The 23111-nt window shown below is 65.4% G+C and carries 13 protein-coding genes; 7 read left to right on the top strand and 6 right to left on the bottom strand.

Annotation, left to right across the window (positions count from 1 at the left end):
* Nucleotides 1-25 precede the first annotated feature (25 nt).
* Complete coding sequence (locus ABE463_RS02365) at nucleotides 26-2779, top strand: serine/threonine-protein kinase (RefSeq protein WP_346467121.1); 2754 nt, start codon at nucleotides 26-28, stop codon at nucleotides 2777-2779.
* 30 nt (nucleotides 2780-2809) lie between these two features.
* Here the strand turns inward: ABE463_RS02365 and ABE463_RS02360 are convergent, their stop codons facing one another.
* A complete protein-coding gene (locus tag ABE463_RS02360; RefSeq protein ID WP_346467120.1) occupies nucleotides 2810-4363 on the bottom strand; it encodes a thioredoxin family protein in 1554 nt (517 codons plus the stop codon).
* Nucleotides 4364-4658: 295 nt separating this feature from the next.
* Here ABE463_RS02360 and ABE463_RS02355 point away from each other — a divergent pair, with 295 nt between their 5' ends.
* Together ABE463_RS02355 and ABE463_RS02350 are read left to right on the top strand one after the other, a co-directional pair.
* The gene (locus ABE463_RS02355; RefSeq protein WP_346467119.1) at nucleotides 4659-7652 is read left to right on the top strand and encodes a TonB-dependent receptor; all 2994 of its coding nucleotides are present in this window, start codon (nucleotides 4659-4661) and stop codon (nucleotides 7650-7652) included.
* Between the two features lie 132 nt (nucleotides 7653-7784).
* Entirely contained in the window at nucleotides 7785-8483 is a 699-nt protein-coding gene (locus ABE463_RS02350; RefSeq protein WP_346467118.1) for a hypothetical protein, read from the top strand.
* A 154-nt stretch (nucleotides 8484-8637) separates the two neighbouring features.
* Here the strand turns inward: ABE463_RS02350 and ABE463_RS02345 are convergent, their stop codons facing one another.
* Entirely contained in the window at nucleotides 8638-8877 is a 240-nt protein-coding gene (locus tag ABE463_RS02345) for a hypothetical protein (RefSeq protein WP_346467117.1), read from the bottom strand.
* The gene (locus ABE463_RS02340) at nucleotides 8874-17585 is read right to left on the bottom strand and encodes a glucoamylase family protein (RefSeq protein WP_346467116.1); all 8712 of its coding nucleotides are present in this window, start codon (nucleotides 17583-17585) and stop codon (nucleotides 8874-8876) included. Before ABE463_RS02340 ends, ABE463_RS02345 begins: the two co-directional genes overlap by 4 nt.
* 413 nt (nucleotides 17586-17998) lie before the next feature.
* Between ABE463_RS02340 and ABE463_RS02335 the strand changes: the two genes are divergently transcribed.
* Nucleotides 17999-18634, top strand: a complete 636-nt coding sequence (locus ABE463_RS02335) for a hypothetical protein (protein ID WP_346467115.1) — start codon at nucleotides 17999-18001, stop codon at nucleotides 18632-18634.
* 715 nt (nucleotides 18635-19349) lie between these two features.
* Nucleotides 19350-19958 carry an autotransporter outer membrane beta-barrel domain-containing protein gene (locus tag ABE463_RS02330; RefSeq protein WP_313210995.1) on the top strand — a complete coding sequence of 203 codons (609 nt, stop codon included), beginning with the start codon at nucleotides 19350-19352 and terminating at the stop codon, nucleotides 19956-19958.
* 47 nt (nucleotides 19959-20005) lie between these two features.
* On the opposite strand, the gene ABE463_RS02325 is transcribed toward ABE463_RS02330, so the two are convergent.
* On the bottom strand, nucleotides 20006-20653 hold the full coding sequence (locus tag ABE463_RS02325; RefSeq protein ID WP_346467114.1) for a hypothetical protein: 648 nt from the start codon (nucleotides 20651-20653) through the stop codon (nucleotides 20006-20008).
* A gap of 302 nt (nucleotides 20654-20955) precedes the next feature.
* On the opposite strand from ABE463_RS02325, the gene ABE463_RS02320 reads away from it, so the two are divergent.
* Nucleotides 20956-21336, top strand: coding sequence for a hypothetical protein (locus ABE463_RS02320; RefSeq protein ID WP_282261720.1), 381 nt, complete (start codon nucleotides 20956-20958; stop codon nucleotides 21334-21336).
* 181 nt (nucleotides 21337-21517) lie between these two features.
* Nucleotides 21518-21664 carry a hypothetical protein gene (locus ABE463_RS02315; protein WP_282261718.1) on the top strand — a complete coding sequence of 49 codons (147 nt, stop codon included), beginning with the start codon at nucleotides 21518-21520 and terminating at the stop codon, nucleotides 21662-21664.
* A 191-nt stretch (nucleotides 21665-21855) separates the two neighbouring features.
* Here ABE463_RS02315 and ABE463_RS02310 read toward each other — a convergent pair whose 3' ends face one another.
* Together ABE463_RS02310 and ABE463_RS02305 are read right to left on the bottom strand one after the other, a co-directional pair.
* Nucleotides 21856-22413, bottom strand: a complete 558-nt coding sequence (locus ABE463_RS02310) for an isochorismatase family cysteine hydrolase (protein ID WP_313218340.1) — start codon at nucleotides 22411-22413, stop codon at nucleotides 21856-21858.
* Nucleotides 22414-22428: 15 nt separating this feature from the next.
* Complete coding sequence (locus ABE463_RS02305) at nucleotides 22429-23067, bottom strand: DUF6766 family protein (RefSeq protein ID WP_346467113.1); 639 nt, start codon at nucleotides 23065-23067, stop codon at nucleotides 22429-22431.
* Between the last annotated feature and the right edge of the window lie 44 nt (nucleotides 23068-23111).

Raw genomic sequence — 23111 nt, 5'->3', positions numbered from 1 at the left:
CCGTTATCGTGACAGGGGATGGGCAATGACGGATGAGCGCTGGCAACAGCTGCGCACGATGTTCGATGCGGCATGCGAGCTGCCGCCTACCGAGTGGCGCAGTGAACTGGGACGCATGACGAACGATCCAGCGTTGCTGGATGAAGTCATCGAGCTGCTTCAAGCCCAGACCGTGGCGTTGGATAGTGCGCATCGCCCGTTGCGCGAACTGATCACGCACCTCGCCGAGCCTGATGCGCAGGTGGGTGAGCGGATCGGCCCGTGGCGGCTCACCCGACGCGTGGCCAGCGGTGGGATGGGCGCGGTGTTCCTTGCCGAACGAGCCGATGACACCTACCAGCAGCGCGTGGCGATCAAGCTGCTGCGCGGATTGGCGAGCGCCGAGTTCAGTCAACGGCTCGCGGCAGAGCGGCAGATCCTGGCCGGACTGGAGCACCCCAACATTGCGCGGCTGTACGACGGTGGCAGCACCGCCACCGGCCAGCCCTATCTGGTGATGGAGTTCGTGGACGGCGAGCCGCTGGACCGCGCATGCCGCGAGCACCAGCTTGGATTGACCGAGCGCCTGCGTCTGTTCGTGCGGATCTGCCGCACCGTCCAGGCCGCGCACGCGCGCCTGGTCGTGCATTGCGATCTCAAGCCCAGCAACGTGCTGGTGCGCGCGGACAACGAGCCGGTGCTGCTCGATTTCGGCATCGCCCGCTGGCTGGGCGGCGCCGCCGAGTCCAGCATCGACCGCTTCTACACGCCGGTGTATGCCAGCCCTGAACTGATCGCCGGGGAGCACGTAGGGGTCACCACCGACGTGTACAGCCTGGGCGTGATCCTGGTGGAGATGCTGAGCGACCGCCGCCTTGGCAACGACGCTGGACAGCCTGGCGCGATCGTGCCGCTGCCCAGTGCCTGGGCGCTGCCAACGTGCCCCTGGCACAGCCGGCTGCACGGGGATCTGGATGCGATCGCCGGCAAGGCCTGCGCACGTGATCCATCCCAGCGCTATGGCTCGGTGGAAGCACTGGCCGACGACATTGAGCGGTGGCGGATGCATCACCCGGTGCGTGCCCGCGCCCCACGCGCAGGCTACCGTGTGCAGCGCTGGCTGCGCCGCCACTGGCAGGCGGCGGGCGTAGCCGTGGCGGTGTCTGCCATGGCGGGTGGCTTCGTTTGGCGTTTAAGCGAATCCAATGCGCGCGCCCAGGAAGAAGCGGCGATCGCCGAGCAGGTGAGCGAGTTCCTGGTGGCGGCCTTCGACGCAGCCGATCCACGGGAGCGCGGTGCGCGCGGCACCGAGGAGGTGAGTGCGCGTGCGGTGCTGGATGCCAGCGCTGCGCAGGTTGACGCCGAATTGGCGGACTCGCCGGCGTTGCGGGCACGGCTGCAGAGCGTATTGGGACGCGCCTATCAGAACATCGGCCTGCCCAAACAGGCCGAGGCGTTGCTGCGCAGCGCCGCCGAAGGCCTTTCGTCGCCATCGGTCGGTCGCGCCCGGCTCGCAGCCCAGACTTACAGCGACCTGTCGGTGGAGATGAGCAACGGCAAGCGCGGCGAAGAGGGGTTGAAGTTCGCGGAGCGGGCACTTCAGCTGCTCGACCGCGACGACGATCCGCGGACGCGTGCGCACGCACTGAACTCCCTGGGCCTGGCGTACAACCAGCTGGAGCGGTATCCCGAAAGCGAAGCGGCATTCCAGCAGTCGTTGGGGATGCGCGGGAGCCTGAGCGAGCCGGGAACGGAAGGTGGTACCGCGACCGTGATGCAGAACATGGGACTGATGTACCGCAACCGTGGCGACCTGGCGAAGTCGGAGCAGCTGCTGCGCGAGTCGCTGGCGCTCAAGCGCCGCCGCAGCGATACCAGCGCTGATTATCAGCACGGTCTGCATGCGCTGGCGATGACCCTGCAGGAGCAGGGCAAACCGAATGATGCCGCGCCGCTGCTGCTGCAGTCGCGCGAACTCAGCCTGCTGTTGTACGGTCGGGACAGCTCCCGCACAGCGATGGCGTACTGCGAACTGGCGCTGCTGCACATGGATCTGGGCCGTTATACGGAGAGCGCGGCAGGCTTTGATACCTGCCTGCGCATCAGTGCACTCACCAATGGCGAAGACAGCATCGACCACGCGATCAACCTCAACAACTATGCCAACCTGGAGGAGGCGCGCGGCGACATGGCCAACGCAGAGCAGCTCTACCGCCGCTCGCTGGCAATCCGCCGCCAGGTGTTGGGGCGGGACAAGCCCTCCAGCCTGCGCGCCGAAATGAATCTCGCACGGTTGCTGATGCGCAGCGGACGTGCCGAACAGGCAGGCCCCCTGATCCAGCGCGTCCTCCCGATCTGGCAGCGGATCAGCCCAGCCGATGCGCCGGATCTGCGCATCTCACGTTTGGGTGAGATCGAATGGATGATCCAGCGCGGCGACCCTGCCCAGGCCGAGGCAGCGCTGCTGGAGATGGCGCCGCTGGTGCCGTCGATGTCGCCGCCGCTGCAGCTGCGCTATCAGCAGATGCAGGCCGAAGCAGCGCTGCGTGCCGGTGAATCAGCCCTCGCAGCCAGCCGATGGCGCACGGTGGTCGAGGGCAATGCAGCGCTGTTTGGTGACGGCGCTGCGTCGGTTGCGCGTTGGCGGGTTCCATTGGCCGAGGCTCTGCTGGCCAATGGCGAGCGCGATGCGGCCCGCCGCCAGGTGGCACGGGCAAAACCGCTGCTGGAAACCGAACTGGTGCCGACCGCACCGTATCTGCAGCGACTGCATGCGCTGGAAACGCAACTGAAAGGGTAGCGGCTGCGGTATCACAGGCATTTGGCTGGGTCAGCTTTTCAGCCAGCGCTCGCAGCCTGCTGTGCCCTCGGCAGAGGAGGCGGCCTTGGTGCAGCTCGCGGTCATCTGTGCCTGCAGGCGGGTCAAGCTCGCCGCACCGTGATGCGTGCGGCTCCACGCCTGCAGCGCGCCGCCCAGCCGTTCAAAGCGCTGACGCGTGCGCTGGTGGTAGCCCGCCGGCTGCGCTGCGAGATCGCCAATCACCTCGCCGGTGGCCTGCTCGATGGCCGGCGCATCGTCCGGTGCCAGGCGGAGCAGGCCTTCGACGTACAGCACACCCCACTGCACGCGCGTAGCTGGGCCCTGCGCGCCCTGGTAGGCCTTGTGCAGCCACGAGAGGGCAGTGGCCTTGTCGCCACGTTCCTCGGCAAGGTCGGCCAGTTCAGGCATGTAGTAGTACGGCGTCTGACTGCGGTCGAGCTCGGCCAGCAGCAGTTTTTCGGCCGCTGCGTCGTCCTTGATCTGGCGCAGCACATACACCGCGGTGCTGACCGTGGCCTGGCGTTCGTGCGGGGTGGTCGCGGCAGCATCGGCAGCGGCGACGCGCTGCTGCGCCCTGGTCTTCAGTGCCGCCGGAATGGCCTGGTCGGGATGCTGCTGGCGCTGCAGCGCCAGCTCGGTGATCACGGTGCCCAGCCGCGCGTCCGCTTTGTCGCCCAAGGCGTGGTCGGCCGCATCCAGCGCGGACAGAAGCTGCGTGCCCAGTTGCTGGGCCTGCGCCGGGGTGGCGCTGGCCTGCTTCACCAGTGCCGGCCCTTGATACCCGAGCAGCTCGCGGTTGGCACGGACTTCCGCGGGCGCGGCAAGCACTGCCTCCAGCACGCTGCGGGTGGCGTCGCGCTGCGCCGGCGTTGCGGTCGCATCTGGCGTGCCTGCACCCAGCGCCAGCAACGTGAAGCGACGCCGCAGGGCCGGCTCGGGCGCCGCCTTGGCCAACTGCTGCAGCAGTGAGGCCGCATCGCGCTCGCCGGCCAGGCGATTGGCATCCACCTCCCAGCCGTAGTCACCCAGCACGCGCCAGTCCTCCGCGCTGACGTCCTGTGGTGCCGTCAACGCGTGCTGCAGGACCTCGCTGACTGCGGTGCGCCGGCTGACGGCCAGGGTCAGGGCGCGGGTCAGTGCTTCACTGTCATTACCGCCGGCCAGGCGGGTGAGCTCATTGCGCTGGGGATCGAGCACGATCAGGGTCGGGTAGCCGCGTACACCGAAGCGTTCGCCCCAGGCCTGGGCGCCTTCCTCATCGCCATCCAGGTAGACGGGCACGTACTGGCGCGTCAGCGCGATGAAGGCCGGGTCCTTGAACAAGGTCGCCTTGAGCTGGTTGCACGGCGGGCACCATACCGCGCCCCAGTACAGCAGCACCGGCTTGCCGCTGTCGCGCGCCTCGGCAAAGGCGTCGTCTACGTCGCCGTGGCGCCAGGCGATTTCCGCAGGCGCCTGCTCGGTCGCAGCAGGCGTGGCGGTGGCGGCGGGGGAGGGGGTAGGCGTGCAGGACGGCAGCAGGGCGACCACACCCAGCAGACCAAGGGACAGAGCAAAGCGCATTGAGGAATCCAGATAGGGACGCAGAGCGGGAGGCGTGATTGATTGTAGGAAGCGCGGGACCCTGCGATTGCATCAGCCTGATGCGGATTGCTCATGACGGCAGGCGCTGGCGTGATAAGGCGCTTGCGCGCTTCGCCCGCGTAGCGTCCTGATGCAGCCCGCGCGGTGACGAATGTCATGTTTTGGTCGCGCGCGATATCGCCATCGGCAAACACGACATAACCCCTGCGCATTTCTCGATCGGGCCATGAGCAGGGTTAATGAAATCGTTTCCCCCACCATCGATTGCCCCACGATGACGACAGCTCGTTCTTCCCTGCGCCCGCACCTGCTGGCGTTGGCGGTGTTGCTTGCCACCGCATCTCCCCTGGTACATGCACAGTCCACCACCGGCGCGATCACCGGTCAGGCGCCTGCATCGGCACAGCGCATTTTCGTTCGCAGCGACACGGGTTTCACTCGTGAAGTGTCGGTCGATGCGCGCGGCCGCTACGCCATCCCCCAGCTGCCGCTTGGCCGTTACTCAGTGGAGGCACGTGATGCCAACGGCAACGTAGTGCAGACCCGACAGGATGTCGCGCTGACGGTTGGCACCAGCACCGACGTCTCCTTCGCCGAGGTCACCCGGTTGGATGGCGTCCAGGTCAGCGCAGACCGCGCGGCGGCGGCCATCGATGTCAGCAGCGTGGACTCGCGCACCGTGATCACGGCCGAGCAGCTGCAACGGCTGCCGCTGGGCCGCTCGGCCGAGGCCATTGCACAGCTCGCGCCCGGCGTGATCGGCAACAGCGGCAACGGCACGTATGCCGGCCCGACCGGTGCGCAGCTGGTGAGCTTTGGCGGTTCGTCTGCCGCAGAGAACGCGTACTACATCAACGGCTTCAACAGCACCGATCCACTGCGGGGCCTGGGCGGCCTGACGCTGCCTTACGGCAGCATCGACCAGCAGGAAATCTATACCGGCGGCTACAGCGCCAAATACGGCCGATCCGACGGCGGGGTGATCAATGCGGTCGGCAAGCGCGGCACGAACGAATGGCATTTCGGCGGCCAGGCGACCTGGGAGCCGGCCTCCACGCGCTCGGACAAGGACGACGTGCGTTATCCCGGCGACGGTGCGTTGTATGCGCCGGAGAGCAAGGACCGCGAGTGGGTCAGCACGCAGAGCATCTACGCCGGCGGCCCGCTGATCGAAGACCGGCTGTTCTTCTTTGGCTCCTACGAGCTGGAGCGCCGTGAGGGCACCGACGTCAAGAATGTCGAGGCCACCAATGCGTACTCCAATTACGCGTACGAGCGCCCCCGCTGGTACGCCAAAGTGGATTGGAACATCACCGACAACCACCTGCTCGAAGTGACCGGCGCCTCCAGTCGCAACGTCTTCCGGGGCGACATCTTCGCCTACGACTACGACACGCTCACCCGTGGCGCCCAGCGCGGCAAGGAAGACGCCACCAAAACCGGTGGCGACCTGTGGACGGCCAAATACACCGGCTACCTCACCGACCGGCTCACCGTCAGCGCCCAGTACGGCGAAATGCGCACGGATGACTACATCGGCAACCCGGCCTACGACGGCAGCCTGACCTACATCAACAGCCCCACGTTGCAGAACCCGGCACTGACCGGTGGCGCGCCGATCACCAACGCGCAGACCACCTCGCTGCTGGTCAACCCCGACCGGGGCAACCGCAGCAACAACCTGCGGCTGGATGCCAACTACGTGTGGGGCAACCACAGCATCACCGTCGGCATCGACAACCAGAACGCGCGTGCGCTGAATCGAGGCTCGGTCGCGTCGGCCGATGGCTACTACTGGATCTACGGGCAGTCCAACCCGAACGTGCCGATCAATACCGGCCTGGGCGTGCCGGCCACCGGCGGGATCCGTAATGGCGAAGACGGCTACTACGTGCGCCAGTACATCTACAGTGCGCTGGCCTCGGTGCGGGCGTCGCAGCGGGCGCAGTACATCGAAGACAACTGGCAGGTGACCGATCGCCTGCTGCTCAATCTCGGCCTGCGCCTGGATCAGTTCACCAACTTCAACCGCGATGGCGATGCCTACATCAAGCAGACCAGCGGGCAGTGGGCGCCACGCCTGGGCTTCAGCTGGGACGTCGAGGGCGATGGGCGGTTCAAGGTGTTCGGCAACGTGGGGCGCTACTACCTCGCACTGCCGCTGAACCCGGCCTTCAATGCAGCGGGTGCGACGCTTGCCACCTCGACGTACTACACCTACGGCGGCATCGACAGCAACGGCTACCCGACCGATCTCACCCAGTTCTCCGGCGCGGTGTCGGCCAACAACAACTACGGCCTGCTCCCGGATGCGAAGACGGTGGCCACCTCCGGCATCGAACCGTCCTACCAGGACGAATTCATCCTCGGCTTCAGCAAGGCATTGGGGCAGAACTGGGTGTACGGGGCCAAGGCAACCTACCGCGTGCTGCGCAGCGGTGTGGACGATTACTGCGATATCGATACCGTGCTCAGCAAGGCCAGCAGCCTGGGCTACAACGTGACCAAGGACAGCAACCCGGTCAGCTGCTGGCTGATCAACCCCGGGCGCGCCAACACCTTCAATCTGGTCGACACCGGCGGCAATTACGTGACCGTCCCGCTGAGCAACGCGGAAATGGGCTTCCCGCAGTTCAAGCGTAACTACTACGCGGTGAACCTCTCGCTGGAACATCCGTTTGATGGCCGCTGGTATGCCCGCGGCGACTACACCTGGTCGCGCAGCTACGGCACCACCGAAGGGCAGCTGCTCTCCGGCATCGGCCAGACCGCCGTGTCCACGACCCAGGCGTGGGATTACGCCCAGCTGATGGAGCACACCAACGGTCCGCAGAGCAACGATCACACCCATCAGTTCAAGCTCCACGGCTATTACCAGCTGACGCCGGAGTGGCTGGTCTCGGCCAATCTCAAGGTGCTCTCCGGCTCGCCGTTCAGTGCGCTGGGCTCGTATGGGCCGGACTTCGAAGACCCTTCCGGCTATGGCGTCGCGTATCACTTCTACAACGGGCAGCCGGCGCCTCCGGGCAGCCAGGGGCGCCTGCCGTGGCTGAAGCAGCTGGACCTGGGAGTGTCCTACCGCCCCGCGCTGGCCGAGGGGCGGCTGGGCTTCAATCTGGACGTCTTCAACGTGTTCAACAGCCAGGTGGCGCTGTGGAAGTCGCCGTATTCCGAGCTGGATCCGGGCCAGCCCGATCCGCTGTATGGCGCAGCGACCATCCGGCAGGCGCCGCGATCGCTGCGGGTCAGCGTGAGCTATGACTACTGAGGGAGCAGGGCGGGGCGGGCGGGGGAGGGACTCCCTGCCCGCCGGCGCTGGCGCGGGCGCCTTTCACGGAGAACGTGGCGCGCCGTTAACGGTGGGCGATGCAGTCTGGGACCATTGCCAGTGGAGCCCCTCATGCAGAACCAGATCCGCATCAAGGCAGGGTTGGCCGCGGTCGGTTTGACGATGCTGCTCTGCGCCTGTTCGCCGCAGGGTCAGGGGGATGCCGCCCCGATCGTGTCGCCCAGCGGCGCGGACCCGGGGGCGGCGAAGGCGGCAGACCCAGCGGCCGCTGCGACCACAGCCGGGCGGCGGCCGGCCCCTGTGTATCAGGAGGGGTCGTCCGGCATCGCGGTTGGCCCGGTTGCAGGGGGGCGGGTGGAGCACGACTTCCAGCGTGACTACCTGGCGTCGCCCACGTGGAAGCTGTTTGCTTCGCCGGACAGCGTGGGCACACCGCTGGTGGCGCTGGTGCTGGAGGGCTCGGATCGTGTTACTGCCGGGGAGTTGCGGATTGGGCGCAGCGAGGATGCCGCGGCGGTCAGCGCCTGTCTCGAGCTGCCCGCCGAAGCGACCGGCCCAGCGGCGGCGACCACGGTCGATATCGGCGGCGTGCCCTTTACGCACTTCACCGTGGGTGATGCGGCGATGAGCCATTACGTCAACGCGGAGAGCTATCGCGCGGTACGAGATGGCAGTTGTTATGCCATCGACCTCGTCGTGGCTGGCACGCGCCCGGAGGTCTACGATCCGCCGCGCACGCCACCGTTCACGCCGCAGGAGGCGGGATCGCGACTCGCGGAGGCGCTCAAGGCGGTCTACTGGGTGGAGTGACGGGCGCTCTTCTCAGGCGGCTTCCGATCTGAATCTGGTCGTTGGGTTGCTCAACTGGATGGAACTTTCCTGTTCAGCCGGAGAAACGCTATTCGGCTCTTGCCATGAGCTGAATCGGTGCAGGTATTCGGCTCATGCGATGCCAGCTGGCTGTCTACGACAAGGACTGGCCATCGTGCCCCGGCGGCGGCTCCAGCCCATGGCGTCCGAGCATTTCCTGGAGGCGTGCGCGCACCTGCTCCCTCTCCGTGGGCGCACATTGATCCAGAATCTCGGCCGCAAGGGTTTCGAACTGCGGCCAGAACTGCGCCGGATGGCGCACGCGCGCCACCCAGTGGGCCAGCATGTCGGCCAGCGCATCGAGCTGCTCCTGTATGTCGGGACGAACGTTCATCTCGGGGGTGCGTCCAGGTCAAGGGCGACCTTGTAGTAATGGCCGTCGTCGCGGAGCAGGACGCTGAGGTCCGGCTGCAGGACGTCATCCACATGCAGTGTCGGCCGACCCTGCGCCGTGCGGGTCACCACGAACTCGTACAGGCTGCGCCCGAAGCGGTAGCTCAGTTCGAATGACGGCCAGTGATCGGGCAGGCACGGTTCAAGTGACAGACGATCGCCGTCGCGACGGATGCCGAGCAGGGATTCGACCAGCAGGCGATACATCCAGCCGGCTGAGCCGGTGTACCACGTCCAGCCGCCTCGGCCGACGTGCGGCGACACGGCATAGACATCGGCTGCCAGCACATAGGGTTCGACGCGGTAAGTCTGGACTGCTTCCGGATCCAGCGCGTGGTTGAGGGGGTTGATCATGCCGGCCAGCTCCCAGGCACGCACCGCATCTCCCTGTTGTGCGAATGCCATGGCCGCCCACACCGCCGCGTGGGTGTACTGGCCACCGTTCTCGCGCACGCCCGGTACGTAGCCACGAATGTAACCGGGGTCCTCCGTGGTCTGGTCGAAGGGCGGGTCCAGAAGCTGGATCAGCTTGGCGTCCTTCCGCACCAGATGCGTGTACAGCGAGTCCAGGGCCTGCGTGGCGCGCTCAGGCGCGGCAACGCCGGACAGCACCGACCAGCTCTGGGAGATCGAATCGATGCGGCACTCCTGGTTTTGTGACGAGCCCAACATGGCGCCGTTGTCGAACCAGGCGCGGCGATACCACGCCCCGTCCCAGGCATGCTGTTCCAGGTTCTGACGCAGGCGTTCGGCTTGCTCTTCGCACCATTGTGCACGGGAGGCATCGCCACGGGCGTTGGCCAGCCCGATGAAGCGGCGAAGCGTGTCGTGGAGGAAGAACCCGAGCCACACACTCTCACCGCGCTGCTGGTCGCCGACGCGGTTCATGCCGTCGTTCCAATCGCCGCTGCCCATCAACGGAAGCCCGCGTTCGCCGAGCAACCGGCACCCGCGTTCCAGCGCGACGACGCAGTGCGCATACAGGGTGCCGCGCTGCGCCGACAGGGTGGGCATGTCGTAGTAGCCTTCCTCCTCCGGGGTCACCGCGCGACCCTCGATGTATCCGACCACTTCGTCCAGCACGCTGGCGTCGCCGGTGACCTCCAGGTAGCGGGATGCGCCCTGGGGCAACCACAGATAATCGTCCGAGCAGCGGGTGCGCACGCCCCGACCTTGCGGCGGGTGCCACCAGTGCATCACATCGCCTTCGGTGAACTGGTGCGCCGCGCAGAGCAGCAGGTGTTCGCGGGTCAGGTCCGGGCGCGCGTGTACAAGAGCAAGTGCGTCCTGCAGCTGGTCGCGGAAGCCGAACGCGCCGCCTGACTGGTAGTAGCCACTGCGCGCCAGGTAGCGGCAGCCCAGCGTCTGGTAGACCAGCCACCCATTGGCCAGTGCGTCGAACGCCGGGTCCGGCGTGCGTACCTGCACCGTGGCCAGCACATTGCGCCAGTGGATGCGCACGGCGTCCAGCGCATCGATGGCTTCCTGATTCCCTTGGCGGCTTCGTGCCAACGCCAGCGTTTCCTCTCGGTCGCGCCCCGCGCCCAGACGGAACGTGGTTTCACTGCGGTCGCCCGGCGCCAGCTCCAGCGGCACCTGGATCGCCGCGCAGGGATCCAGGCCTGCGCCCGCCCGCGAATCCAGACGTTCGCGACGCAACGCGGCCGGTGCGTGCAGGCCGCCGTTGCGGCCGATGAACTCCAGGCGATCGCAGGTCCAGCCGCAGCCCTCGGCATCGGTGTCGAAGAAGGCCATCCGGCCGCCGAACTCGGTGCTGTAACTGTTGCGCGCCATCAGCGCCCCGGTCTGCGGGTCGCGTTCGGTCACTACATGCATGCGCGACTTCGGGCGCAGGTCACCCATGACCCATTCCACGTAGCCGATGGCCGACAGCCGCCGCGGCCGGCCCGAGAGGTTGTGCAACCGCAGGACCGAGAACTTCAGCGGGGCGGTGACGTCGACGAAGACCCACAACTCGCTGACGATGCCGTCCTCGATATGCTCGTAGACGGTGTAGCCGAATCCATGGCGCGTGCGGTACGCCCCGGTGCCCCGGCACGGCAGCGGCATCGGCGACCAGACACGGCCGGTGTCCTCGTCGCGCACGTAGAAGGCTTCGCCGCCGGTATCAGACACCGGATCGTTGAGCCAGGGCGTCAAGCGGAATTCGTGTGCATTCTCGAACCAGGTGTAGCCCGGTGCGCTCTCGCTGACGACCGTGCCCAGACGGGCGTTCGCGATCACGTTGGCCCAAGGCGCCGGCGTCGGGGCACCTTCGCGCACCACCACCACGTATTCGCGGCCGTCCTCGCTGAAACTCCCGGTGCCGTTGTCGAAACGGCCGGCGCCGCGGTACGGAAGGAACGGCCACGGGTCGTCCACCTCTTCGTCGTGCTCGGCACCCGGCGGCAGCCCGGGTTCGGGCCCCGGGTCGGCGACGACGGGAAGCCCTGTCGTCTCTTCCATCGCCAGGGCCAGCTCCTGTTGCTCCGCCTGCGGCACCAGGGCCGGAATGCGTCGCACAGGTAGCGGCTGACGCCCCACCTGGGCGGCCAACGTGCCGTCCTCGTCGCTGAGTACCACCCTCGCAACCGCCTGCAACAGAATGCGGTCCTCGTGGCTCATGTTCTGCACCGGCCGCACGAAAATGCCGCCAGGACGATCGAGCAGGCCCGTCTCGGAACTGGCGGCGACCATTCCCAGAATCTGGTCCTGCAGTTCCTGCCGATAGCCGGCCTTGCTGTCGTTCCAGATGACCAGGTCGGTGTTGAGTCCCTTCTGGCGCCAATACGCATGCGCCTGCACCAGCTGCCTGACCAGTTCTATGTTCTCCGCGTCGGTGACTTTGAGCAGGACGATGGGCAGGTCGCCCGAGATGGCATGGCCCCACAGCCCGGATTGTCCGCGCTGGTTCTGCTGCAGGACGGCGTCGCCCGCGCGAAGCAGCGGATTGGCATACAGCACGTGGCTGGCCAGGCGCTCGTACAGCGACGCTTCGGCCTGGCTGGCGTTGATCTGCCGGCGCACCACCTGGCTGTGTGTCCACGACAGGTCGAAGACACGGTCGGCCAAGCGGCGATCACGGTATTTGTCGACCATCGCCTCGCAACCGGTGCGGTCCGCGCCAATGCCATACACCATGTCCAGCTGCACGGTCTGCTCGGGCTCCAGCACCACGCGGACGCGGATGGCCACGATCGGGTCGAGCACCGAGCCGTCCGTGCCGGAGAGGTCGGTATCGGTGGTCAACGCCTGCGGCGTCCGCGGCGTGTTGCCACGCCCCAGGAAGCGCGAACGGTCGGTTTCGTAGGAGATCGACACCACCTCCGCGTCATGCACCGCGACCAGATGGAACATCCACGGCGGTATCTCGTCGTGCGAACGCGGCCGGCGCGTGCAGAGCACGGCCTGCTTGGCGTCCAGGATCTCGCTCTGCACGAAGAGGTTGCTGAAGGCCGGATGCGCGTCGTCCGACGCGGCGGGCGCCAGCACCACTTCGGCATAGGTGGTGATCTCCACCGTGCGCTGGCGACGGCCGCGGTTGGTCAGGCGCAGGCGCCTGAGCTCGATGTCGTCCTCGGCCGAAATGGCGACCTGCAGATGACTCTCGCAGCCGCGGCGGGCACCACGGAACTCTGCCTTGGCGTCGGAGAAGATCGCCTCGTAATGGTCCAGCGCCACGCAGGTGGGCTGGTAGGCGGCAGACCAGAACTCGCCGCTGTCCACGTCGCGCAGGTAGCAGAACGACCCCCAGGCATCGGTGGTGCCGTCTTCGCGCCAGCGGGTGAGTGACAGGTCGCCGTGGCGGCTGTAGCCGCCGCCGGCATGGGTCAGCATGCCGTGGTAGCGCCCATTGGAGAGCAACTGCACTTCCGGGCGCGGGCCCGCCGGGTCGCGCAGGACGCGCAGGGAGGTCTCGTGCTCGGCCATGGCGGAGTGCTCGCCCAGGGCTTCGACCTCATGCGGATGGAACACGCCGATGCGCGGAATGCGTTCCTGCAGCAGCAGCAAGGTCGCCTGGAACTCGGTATCGGCAACGAAACGGCGCTGCATCGGCTGGTCGCGCAACAGGTAGTCCAGCGACAGCAGGCCCATGCCCTGGTGGTGGGCCATGAACGAACGCAGCAGCACGTGATCCTGCCCCGGCGGCACCCGGGCGGGGGTGTAGTCGATCGCTTCGTACATGCCAAAGCGCCCGGAGAACCCGAGACCTTCAAGTGCCTGGAGGTTCTGGCACGCCGCCTCCGGTGCCACCATCAGCGCCATCATGCTGGCATAGGGCGCGATGACCCGATCCTGGCCCAGGCCGCGTTTGAGCCCCAACCCGGGCACGCCGAACGCGCGGTACTGGTAGTTCAGGCGGGCATCGACCGCGTTATAGCCGGACTCGGACACACCCCACGGCAGGTTCAAGGTGCGGCCGTAGACGATCTGTGCCTCCACCGCATGCCGCGCGGTCTGGTCGAGCAGCGTGTCGGGATAGCTGGGCATCACCAGCTGCGGCATGAGGTACTCGAACATCGAGCCACTCCACGACAACAGCGTCGGTGTGCCGTTGACCTCGGTGAGCATCCGCCCGAGCGCGAACCAGCTTTCCTGCGACAGCTGGCCCTGGGCGATGGCGACGAAGGCGCACAGCCGCGCTTCGGAAGCCAGCAGGTCGTAGAAGCTGTTGTCGAGGCGATGGTCGTCGACGTTGTAGCCGATCGAGAGCAGGTTCCGAGTGCGGTAGAACAGGAACCCGTACTCCATCAGTGAGAACTGTCCGGCGCGGTGCGCCAGCGCCTGCAGCTGCTCGATGCGCGCGCGCGCGTCCGCACCGACGGAGCCGGGCAGGGCGGCCAACTCGCGCAGGCTCGGTACTGGTGCCTCGTCGTCGGCGCCGGCATCGGCAGGGAGGTCGGCGAGTGTTGCGTGGGCGGCATGGCATTCGGCAGCGAACAGCGCAGGCCAGTGCAGCACACCTTCCTCGGGTGACTCCGGTGCCGGCCATTGCGCCAGTACGGCGTCGGCCAGGCCGGCCAGCTCCTGCAACCGGGCGAGCAGCTGTGCCGTCCCACGGGGTGGGTCGGTGCGCGTAGAGGCCAAGCGCTGGCGAAGGTGGTTGAGTGCCTCGCCCAGTGGCGCGTCAGCAGGGCGATGGCGCTGCCGTTCTTCTTCCAGCACGCCGAGCGTATCGGCCAGGCCGTCGAAGGTGTGCGGTGCCAGCACCGGCGCATCCACCAGCGCGAGCAGGCCCTGGCGCAGCGTCAGCAGGTGGCCGGCCAGGTTGCCGCTGTCCACGGTGGAGACGTAGCGCGGCTGCAGCGGCGCCAGGGTTTCGGTGTCGTACCAGTTCAGGAAGTGGCCGCGATGGCGCGGCAGCTGGTCCAGCGTATCGAACGTGAGGGCGGTGCGTTCCGCGACCGCGCCCAGCTGGAGCCAGCCGAAATCCCACGCAGAGAGATTGGCCAGCAGCGACAGGCCGATGTTGGTCGGCGAGGTGCGCCGCGCCACCACCAGGGTTGGATGCTCCTGGATGTTATCCGGCGGCAGCCAATGATCCTGCTCGCGCACCCACGCCTGGAAGAACGACCAGGTGCGCCGCGCCAGCCGGCCCAGGAATGCCCGCTGGGTCACGGACAGTTCGGCCACGCTTGCGGCCGGCGGCCGGCCGAGCCACGCCATCAACGCGGGCGCGAAGGTCCACGCCAACAGCAGGGGCAGGGCGACAGGCAGCGCCTGCGGAGCCACGCTGGCCACAACGGCCGCCAGCGCAATTGCCAGCAACGATGCTGGCGCCATCACCCGCCATTCCGCGCCGCGGTCGCTGCCGAGGCGGCGTTCGACTTCGCTGGAGGGGTTCCATTGCAGCAGGTGGCGGCGGGTGACGGTCATGCGCCAGAGCGTGCGCAGCACCGCGCCACCGGCGAGCAACGCTTCGTAGGGCAGACACGCGACCTGGGTGGCCGCGCGCAGCAACGACTGCAGCGTGCCGCGCCCAACCATGATGTAGTGCGCTTCCAGCGGGGTGTCGTCCGGAACGCTCAGCGCATCGCGCAGCATGCCGATCAGCGGCGGCGCGAACCACAGCGCCAGCACCCACGCCGTCCACGCAACCGGGCTTTCGGCATACAGCCAACCCGCCACCAGCAAGGCCAAGGCAGCAATCGGCACCAGGCTCCGGCGCAGGTTGTCCAGCAACTTGCCGCGCGACAGCAGGCTGAGCCGGTTGCGTTCCCAGCCCGATCCCGGGCGCGGTGTCCATGGCATCAACCAGGGCAGCAGCTGCCAGTCGCCGCGGATCCAGCGCGCACGGCGCTTGGCATCGGCGGCGTAGCGTTCGGGATAGTCCTCGTACAGGCGCACATCGCTGACCAGGCCGGCGCGTGCATAGCAGCCTTCCAGCAGATCGTGGCTGAGGATGCGGTTCTCGGGCAGGCGGCCTTCGAGCGCATGCTCGAACGCTTCGACGTCATAGATGCCCTTGCCCACGAACGAACCTTCGTCGAACAGGTCCTGGTAGACATCCGAGACCATGCGCGAGTACGGATCGATGCCGGGTTCGCTACCGAACATCCTGGCAAACCGCGAGGTGCGGCGCGTGCCCAGACTGGTGCCGACGCTGGGCTGCAGAATGCCGTAGCCCTCCACCACGCGTTGCAGCGCCGGATCGAAGCGCGGGCGGTTGAGCGGGTGCGCCAGGGTGGCGACGAAGGCGCGTGCGGCATCCCGCGGAAGCTGCGTGTCCGAATCCAACGTAATGACGTAGCGGACGCCGATCAGGGCCGCCGTGTCACCGACGGTGCGCATGAACGCGGCCGCATCGCCTTGGCGGAGCAGGGCGTTGAGCGCTGCCAGCTTGCCGCGCTTGCGCTCGTGCCCCATCCACACCCCTTCGCCCGGGTTCCATTGCCTGGGACGGTGCAGCAGGTAGAAGCGATCGCCGCGCTCAGTAGCATAGCGACTGTTCAATTCCTCGATGCGCTCCACGGCGTGCGCGAGCAGGGTGTCGTCCATCGGCGTCTCGGCTGCCGCGGCATCGAGAAAGTCCGTCAGCAGCACGAAGCGCAGCTGAGGATCGCGGTTGGCCAGGAAGCGGACCTCCAGCGCTTCGGTCAGGACATCGATGCCGTCGATGCTGGACAGCATCGAGGGGACCGCGACCACGGTGGAGCAGGCGGCCGGGATACCTTCGCTGAAATCGAGTTTGGGCAGCGGCCTGGGCGTGACCAGTACCGTCGCCGTCCAGTTCACCAGGACGATGCCCAGCTCGCTGAATACCAGCAGCCCGAACAGCGCGGCCAGCCATACGGGCACCGAGCCGCTGCCCGAGGCAAGCAGGCCAGCGGTGGCCACCACCGCCAGCAGGGCGATCGGCAGCAGGTACAGGGCAAGGGGCACGCGATGCGCCAGTCGCCTGGCCTTGCGGTGGCGGGGGGCCGCCTCGGCCACGGCATCAACGGTGGCGTTCACACCTTCGCCGACCAGCCAATAGCCCACGTGCGTACGTGGCCCATCGATCGGCGCAGCCGCCCGCGCCAGATCCAGCGCGATGGTCGCAACGCGCTCTTCGGCGACGCGGCTACCCCGCGCGATCTTCTCTACGACGTGGCGATAGGCGTCGCGGGTGCCGAAATCCATCTGCGGATAAACGGCCATCGGGTCTTCGCGCAGCCGCTGCTCGACCACACTCATGTCTTCGACAAAGGTGCGCCAATCCATGGTGGAGAGGAAGCGCAGGCTGCCGATGCTGTTGCCGATGGAGACCTGGTCAGCCGCCTGTTGCTGCCCCTCGGCGGCGACCAGTTCGTCGATGCGCTGCCCAGCCGCGGCGGCCCACTGTTCCAGCCAGGCGATGGGCATGGCCCACGCGCCGCCGCGCCCCTGCAGCGAGCGGGTCAGCTCGGCGATGAACGCGCCGGTCAAGGGTGGCTCGGAGCGTGCCATGTCGGCCACCACGAGGACGACATCGGTCGGGGTGTCCGACGCCGCGCGATTGAGGCTGTCCGCCCATTGGGCAGCCAGGCCACGGTCCGTGCCGTCACGCATCACCCGCGCCGCCATGCGCCGCAGATTCTCCAGCAGGGCCAGGCGCAGCATGATCGGAACGGCCCACAGTTCGCCCAGGCTCAGCGGCGCGAGCGACTGGTACGAGGCGATGAAGCGGCCCAGCGTATCGCCGTCAATGCGGCCATCGCCGTGCGCGATCGCCTGCATCGACAGTTCATACACGCGCGGCAACCCGGCCGAGGGGCCGGCGACCAGCGACGGCAACTGCCGGCTGTAGCCGCGCGGCAGGTGGCGTCGCGCGGTCTGGATCTGTTCTTCGATCAGGTAGTAGTTGTCGAGCAGCCATTCCCCGGCCGGGGTCACCGGCCGCTGTTCGCGCACTACGTTGCTGAGCAGCGTGTTGGCGTCTTCGAGGACACGCTCGTTGGCCTGCAGGCGATCGAGCAGGCGCTCTGCGCCAGGTCGCATCCGCACCCGGTGCTGGCGCGCCAATGCGCGGCCGTACACCTCCATCTGTTCAACGCTGTACAGCGCGGCACGCAGTGGGACCTCGGTGGCTTCGATGGCCGGGACCGAGGCCTGGCGCTCACGCCAACGCCAACGGACAAGACGACGCAGGCGGAGCCAACGACCAAAAAGACGGCGAAAGTGTGGCATGGTTTACCGAGGGGGGCAGGTCGCGGCCTTCATAGTTGCATTCGGGGTGGCGTGGTAGTTGTGAAGGCGGGCTTGATTGCCGGACCGCCATAGACGCGCGACAGGCGTTTGGCGCTCTCCACTTAGCGGCGCGTTGTGACTGGTTCTCGTCAGGGAGCCAGCGGGGGCGGCCATGGTGCTAGCCGCCCGGACGGTGGACCAGCAGGAGGAGGGCTGCCACGCTGTGTTTCAGGTCGCGCGCCTGACGGAATCCAGCCTCGTTACGAGGCTGCCTTAGGCAACCATCTGCCTGGGTGAGATCTAGATGTTGACCTGCCACACCTGGTCGGTGATCGTTCGAGTAACGCATCGATCGTGGCCGGGGGAATATGGAGCATTTGATAGGTCTGGCTGGGGGTCAGCTCAAGATGGTCATGGGTTTGGCTATCTTGGTACTTGGGGGCGTTCGGTGGCTGATTGGACGAAGAGATCTTCAGTTCGTCCGCCGACGCGAATTCCTTCAGTACTGGAAGAATCCGTGGGAACTCGACGCATTAAGTGTGGAGGTTCTTTCTCGCCAGTTGTTCGGCGCCTATTTACCGGCAGCTGTGGTCAGAAGGGTCTGTGATCGATCAGGTGCTGAGGTTTGTCGGATGCTAGGTGATCTCGCCGACGTATGGAGCTTGGTTGAGTGGGAACAGAAAACCCAGCGGGTTGGTTGGAAGGCCAAGGCGGCATCGGCTGCGAAGCGAGCGAAGTGGAATCTGGCCTTCTGGGGTATCTACTTCGTGTCGGCTTTCTCAGGAGCAATGATTCTTTTTGTGCTTATAGCCGGTTCCACCAACGTAAGCATTTCGGCTTCTGTTGCCTCTTCCTTGTGGGGCATCATCCTGATAGCCGTATCGGGCGTTGCTTTATTGCGAACCGACGCTTGGTCAGCGGCAGTGAGGCTTGGTGATGGTTTCTTGGAAGATGTGAACAGGCTAGCGGTAGGTGACAGGGAGGAGTCTCACCTTGGTCCTAGTGAGCGACTGCTGGCTGAAGCGAAGCATGGTGTGAGCGCATCCTAATTGATGCTCCGGGAAAAATGCCTATGGAAAACCAATGATGTTCAATGGAATTCATTGACTTGGCAGTGCCTTTCGAAGGTGATCTGAGCTGCAGGGACACTATCTCAGTGCAAATCAGAGGCCGCACACTCGAACTCAGGACATGCAAAATGGAACTTGAACATTTGTTGCGATCCGGCTCAAGACGGCTCCGGATCAAGCGCTGATTGCTGCTCTTCTCGAAAAAGCGGCTTAGACTCCAGAGCGGCTTAGACTCCAGAGCTGCTCGGGAGTGGTGACAGACCGCCATCGTCAGTGTGTCGCTGCCTTCCCGAGCGCAGGAATAGATCCTCGGCACATCCCCCTGTCAGCTAAGAGTGACGGGATTACGGGGATTAGGGGGCGTTATCAGGGGTAGGGCGGAGGTCCGCTTCTGGCCGGAAGCAGACATGCGGTCGCCGCAGGTGACTAGGGTTCTTTATCAGCGGTAGGGCGGTCGCGTTTAGTCTCTGAATGGCGTGTAGCAGCCGGTTGGCACCGTGGAAATCAGTAAACATACTGGCGAGTAACCGGCAGTTGTGCGGATGCGCGTGGCAGAAGGCAAAAATAGACTCGATGCTCCCAAGTGGAGCTCGACATGTCGTCTACGCCGATGTGTATGGCAAAGGGGACGGGGGATGTCCGGGGGGGCTCTCGAGAGGTGTTGCGGCTGACCGCGTTGGCATCCGCCTGCTTCATGAGCTACGCAACCTTTGCGGCCCCGCCTCCAGACCATGGGTTGGAACCCTTGCCCACGCTGCCCGACACCTTCACCAACGGCGATGGCACGGTTCTTTCGCTGGAGGGCGGGTGGCCCTTCGCCCTGGGTTCGGGTGACACCGCGGAAGATCTGACCGGTTGGAGAATCGAACCCCAGGCGCAGGTGATCTGGCAGCGCGTGGACGTCGACGACCTGGTCGATGACATCGCGCGCGTACGCTACAGCGACGGCGTTTCCACGGTCGGCCGGTTGGGCATCCGGCTCAATCGCATCGGCAGTGGCCAGGGCCGCAACGGCGGGCCCCGGGCCAGCGACGCGTGGCTTCGCCTGAACGCGTGGCACGAGTTCAACGGATCACCCAGGACAGAGTTCTCCAGCGCAACGGGGTATGTGCCTTTTACGGCCGAGCAAGGTGGGCATGCGTTGGAACTGGTGACGATGATGGGCAAGGCAGGACAGGAAAGGCGGGGCCAAGCCCCAAGGCGCAGCACCTGGTCATCTGCGCGAATGGCGCAAGGGGTGATCGACGCCCAGCCAAGCCAGGATACCGATGGACCGTTGCAGATCAACGCGCACAGTGCTTAGCAGCGTCGTCCGAATCGGCGTAAGTGCGTCAATGGCTGCAATGCTGACTATGCTGCATCCAAGGACTTCAACTGCGCGGTCAACAGGCGAGTCAGGCTGCGGCGTGCAAAGTACCCCTGCAACTGTCGGGCCTTGATGGTTCTTGCTCTCAGGCGAGCCTGGCCACCCTCGCGATGCTCAATGCGATAGCAACGTGACGCCCCGCACAGCTCTGCCTGGCTCGCGGTGACCGTCACCACGGTCACTTCCAGGCTGGTGAAGGCAACCTCCGCGGCGATGTCGGGGTTCTCAGTGCTGGCGCGTTCGATCAAGGTCCGGAATCGCCCCAAGTCTCGTTCGCCGCCGCTGCTGAGCGCTCCGACATTGGTTGCACGGCGGACATCATCTTCGTCCCCGGGAACAGCTTGACTCCACCGCTCGGTGCGTTCGGGAATGACTGCTCGTACGACCTTGCCACTTGGCTCAGTCAGGTCGATGACCACATCGAGCAAGTACACCGGTTCCAATCCCAAATTGGTCACGAAGCAGTGCGCATCCAGGTCCTTGCCCGCGCCCGAGGTGATCAGGATGGACGGTCGCTGCTGGCGTCGGTAACTGCGAAGGAAAAAACCCAGATAAACGACCCATATCAACGCTGTCACGCACGTCATGGCTGCGGTTATAAGGGGCGCGAAATGAAGCAGGTTCTGTAGCACGTTGAGGTTGATCCCATCGCTTCGATGCGTGTAAGCAGGCGGATGCCAATACTCGCGTTTGAGCCGCTTTCATCTTGTGAAGCGTTCAGCACCTGCGGTTAGGGCCTGCGGGCACGCGCAGCTGAATTAGCTCCGTTTCCTGCTCAGGGGCATCCTGCAGCGCATGACACTTCAGCTTCACCCGCGCTGTGCAGAAGGACGCGCACCTTCAGGTAGGTGTCATCCATCTGGCCTCGAATTTTGACGTAGCCTTGGCACGGGCTGCGCATACTTTCCGTCCATTGCTCTGGAGGAGAACGGCAGTGGGCAACTCATCACAAATTTTGTCGACTCCGAAGGTCCTGAGGCTCGAGGTGATGCCGCTGGACTTCGGCGAAGCTGCGGTGGTGGTGGAGCTGAAGTCTGAGCCGCCTAAGCGTTGGCTTAAGGCGCTCAAGCGCGAAATGTCCGACACGGAAGGGCTTGAGTCTGCCTCTGCCAAGTTCGACGGTTGCTTTGTCTACGTTCTGGGACTGGAACCGAGCATCGGAGACGCTGCCCGCCGAGTCAGCCGACTGCTTGCCGCAGTTCAGGAAAGGCTGGTGCCGGGCAATGGCAATTCTCCGGAGACGGAGATGGCTACAGCACGCCTTCCGACCCCATCAAATGCTGGCCTGGCTGCCCGCGTGATCAGCGGTGCCTGAAGGAATAGATGCAACGCTGGGCCCGCGGCCTACTCGCGCGGACGGACTGCTGAGCAAATGAACTGTTTAACTACGTGGCGATTTCGTTCGAGGACTTGGATAGGTTTCAACGGACGCATAACCCAAGCTCCGATAGCCTCATCGTCAGCATCAATGCCGATGCTGTCAATGGAGAACTGACATGGGCAACCAGAATCAGCAGGGTCAGCAGAACCAGCAGGACCAGAAGGGTCAGCAGGAGCGGGACAACCAGGGTCAGCAGCAACAGGATCAGGATCAGAAGCGGGAGCGCTCCGGCCAGCAGGGCAGCCAGGACGAAGAGGAATAAGCAGCTGCCAATCGCCCGGACCTGAATACCAGGATGGCCCGGCTCGATGTCGGGCCATCGTCGTTGTTGGGGCCGTAACGCAAAAGAGCAGCCGCGCCTGCCTTCAGTGGAGGGCGCGCACGCCCGCGATCGCTCTTCAGTCTTTCGATGCCTTCGTTCAAACCGCATGCATTCGGCGGGAATGAGTCATCCTAAGTCCCAAGGCGGCGCAGGTAGCTCGCAAGCTTGAGAACGGTCGCTGCCTTGGACTCTTCAAGCAATCGGAGTGCCGTGATCTTTCGAGAGCCGATGCCGGCAACCGCTTCCTGCACCACGATCGTGTCGTATTCCCTGGCGTTGCCATCGAAACATGTGGCCGTGATACACGACTCCGCCGTCATTCCTGCAACGAGGAGCTCCCTTACGCCAAGCTTGGCAAGCAGCACGGCCAGTGGGGTGGCGAGAAATGCGGAGTGCTTGGGTTTGAGCACGAAATAGTCACCGTGTTCCGGTTCCAGAATCTTCGCGATCGCCGATGACTCCCCCTCGGTGGCCAAGCACAGCCTCACCAACTCCTTGAAATCCATCTGCCAGTTGGCGAAGTTGTCGTTGGCGTAGATGACCGGATGGCCGAGCGCCCGGAAGCGCTGGGCGAGCGTCGCGATGTGCCGAGCGGCTTCCAGCGCCTTCGGCTTCACCTGGCCGGCTTCTGGGAAGTCGAACAACGTAAACATGTCGATGATCAGGAGCGCTGGGCTGGGTGTATTCATAGCTGCTCTTGCCCCTCAATCGCCCGTTTGGCTGTGAGGCGCCGCCAGCGGTTTGGACTGCGGTGAGTCCTTCTGACGAAGGAATATGGTCAGGATAACCAAGGCAAGCACGGCCAAGAACTCACTCTGCCAGTTCTGGAAGGATTCGAACCAGAAGCTGCTGCTCCACAGGTGTTCCCAGCAGGTGGGAGCGGGCAATCCCTTCGCGAGCTGCTCATCGACCTCCTCACGCCAGCTGCCCGCAAGATGCAGCGAGAAGCTCAGCAGGAACAAGGCCGTGAATGCGATCGCCAAGGAGTGACCGTAAAGCATTTTCCAGATCCCGCCTCTCCGAACGGCCCAAGGCATGGGACCCGGCTCAACTCGCTCTTGCTCCTGCGCATCATCCAGTGGGCGCGATTCGGCCGAACCCTTCTGGCGGAGGCTGACGGTCAGCAGGACATACATGCCCATCTGAAGGAACTCGCTTTCCCAGTTCTCGAAGGTTGCGCTGAAGAAATGGCCGCTATGCAGGTAGTCAAATAGGCTCAGTGCAGCGCGGTGCGTTTCAGCGAGTTCCTCGTTGTGGGTCAAAAAGCCAGTCCATATCTGGCCTCCCAAGAAGACTAGGAGAAAAGCCAGAAGCACGATCGACAAACCGTTTCTCTTCCACATGCCCACACTGCCTACAGTTGAACGAACGTCTCGACAGTAGTCCT

The sequence above is a fragment of the Stenotrophomonas sp. TWI819 genome (assembly GCF_039673075.1).
Taxonomy (GTDB): domain Bacteria; phylum Pseudomonadota; class Gammaproteobacteria; order Xanthomonadales; family Xanthomonadaceae; genus Stenotrophomonas; species Stenotrophomonas rhizophila_B.
The sequence above is the reverse complement of the archived record's forward strand: the minus strand, read 5'-3'. Positions and strand labels throughout refer to the sequence as shown.

What these genes read in the sequence shown, in the direction of transcription:
- ABE463_RS02365 (WP_346467121.1), top strand. Translation starts at nt 26, where the DNA reads ATGACGGATGAGCGCTGGCAACAGCTGCGCACGATGTTCGATGCGGCA.
- ABE463_RS02360 (WP_346467120.1), bottom strand. Translation starts at nt 4,363, where the DNA reads ATGCGCTTTGCTCTGTCCCTTGGTCTGCTGGGTGTGGTCGCCCTGCTG.
- ABE463_RS02355 (WP_346467119.1), top strand. Translation starts at nt 4,659, where the DNA reads ATGACGACAGCTCGTTCTTCCCTGCGCCCGCACCTGCTGGCGTTGGCG.
- ABE463_RS02350 (WP_346467118.1), top strand. Translation starts at nt 7,785, where the DNA reads ATGCAGAACCAGATCCGCATCAAGGCAGGGTTGGCCGCGGTCGGTTTG.
- ABE463_RS02345 (WP_346467117.1), bottom strand. Translation starts at nt 8,877, where the DNA reads ATGAACGTTCGTCCCGACATACAGGAGCAGCTCGATGCGCTGGCCGAC.
- ABE463_RS02340 (WP_346467116.1), bottom strand. Translation starts at nt 17,585, where the DNA reads ATGCCACACTTTCGCCGTCTTTTTGGTCGTTGGCTCCGCCTGCGTCGT.
- ABE463_RS02335 (WP_346467115.1), top strand. Translation starts at nt 17,999, where the DNA reads ATGGGTTTGGCTATCTTGGTACTTGGGGGCGTTCGGTGGCTGATTGGA.
- ABE463_RS02330 (WP_313210995.1), top strand. Translation starts at nt 19,350, where the DNA reads ATGAGCTACGCAACCTTTGCGGCCCCGCCTCCAGACCATGGGTTGGAA.
- ABE463_RS02315 (WP_282261718.1), top strand. Translation starts at nt 21,518, where the DNA reads ATGGGCAACCAGAATCAGCAGGGTCAGCAGAACCAGCAGGACCAGAAG.
- ABE463_RS02310 (WP_313218340.1), bottom strand. Translation starts at nt 22,413, where the DNA reads ATGAATACACCCAGCCCAGCGCTCCTGATCATCGACATGTTTACGTTG.
- ABE463_RS02305 (WP_346467113.1), bottom strand. Translation starts at nt 23,067, where the DNA reads ATGTGGAAGAGAAACGGTTTGTCGATCGTGCTTCTGGCTTTTCTCCTA.